Genomic DNA, 917 nt, shown 5'->3' with positions numbered 1-917 from the left:
GCGTGGTGAACGGGGAAGCTTTAAGTTTTAACGCTTCGACGGTCGGAGAAGCGAAGGCGTTCGCCAACCGGGAAAAAGCGATCCAATGGTGGCTCGATCAAGTGAAGCAAAAGTGGGAAGCGGCTCAGTACTCCCACCTGGAGCTTGTCGGCATGTACTGGCTGGAAGAGCAGATCAGCACCAGCGCGAAAGGACCGGATTTGCTTCGTTCGACGAGTGCCAAGGTTCATAACATGGGCCTGAAATTTTTCTGGATTCCGCATTTCCTGGCTTACAAAAGCTTTATGTGGAAGGAAGTCGGCATTGATGCTGTCAATTTCCAGCCAAACTATTTCTTCGAGGAAATGGGCTATGACCGTCTGGAGGATGCCGCAAACACAGCCAAGCGGTACGGGATGTCCAACGAGCTGGAGTTCGACGATCGCATGCTGACGGATAGCGTCTTCCGCGACCGGTATATCGATTATTTGAACAGCGGTGTAAAAACCGGCTTGATGCAGGAAGGCTTCAAAGCGTATTATCAAGGCAACAATGCCGTATATAATACGGCAGTGAGCGCCGATCCGACCAACCGTATCATGTATGACTGGCTGTATCAATTCGTCAAAGGAACGTATGTCAAAAACACGGCCGTCGCTCCGGAAGCCGAAGTGCAAATGAACGGGAAAACGATTCAAAGCAAAGCCCTCGTGCCGGATACGCAGCCTGTTCAGTTTACATGGAAAAGCAATGACGGCAGCGGGCTGACGAAGGTCACTGCTACGTTTGACGGCAAGCCTTACACGGCAGGAACCGTCATGAATCTGGCAGGCAAGCTTGGGAAGCATGAGCTGATCGTTACCGTGATTACGGCGGGTAAATCCCGAAAAACCTCTTATGTGGTTGAAGTGTCCACCAGCGCAGCAGCCATGAAACAA

1 protein-coding gene is annotated in these 917 nt (G+C 51.5%); it reads left to right on the top strand.

The window, feature by feature from the left end; all coding sequences use genetic code 11:
* Positions 1-917: DUF4855 domain-containing protein (locus QJ48_RS34675; RefSeq protein WP_157261871.1), on the top strand; the 917-nt coding region annotated here is incomplete at both ends.

It is taken from the genome of Paenibacillus sp. A3 (genome assembly GCF_001399685.1).
Classification (GTDB): Bacteria; Bacillota; Bacilli; order Paenibacillales; family NBRC-103111; genus Paenibacillus_G.
This window is presented reverse-complemented; position numbering and strand designations above follow the sequence as displayed.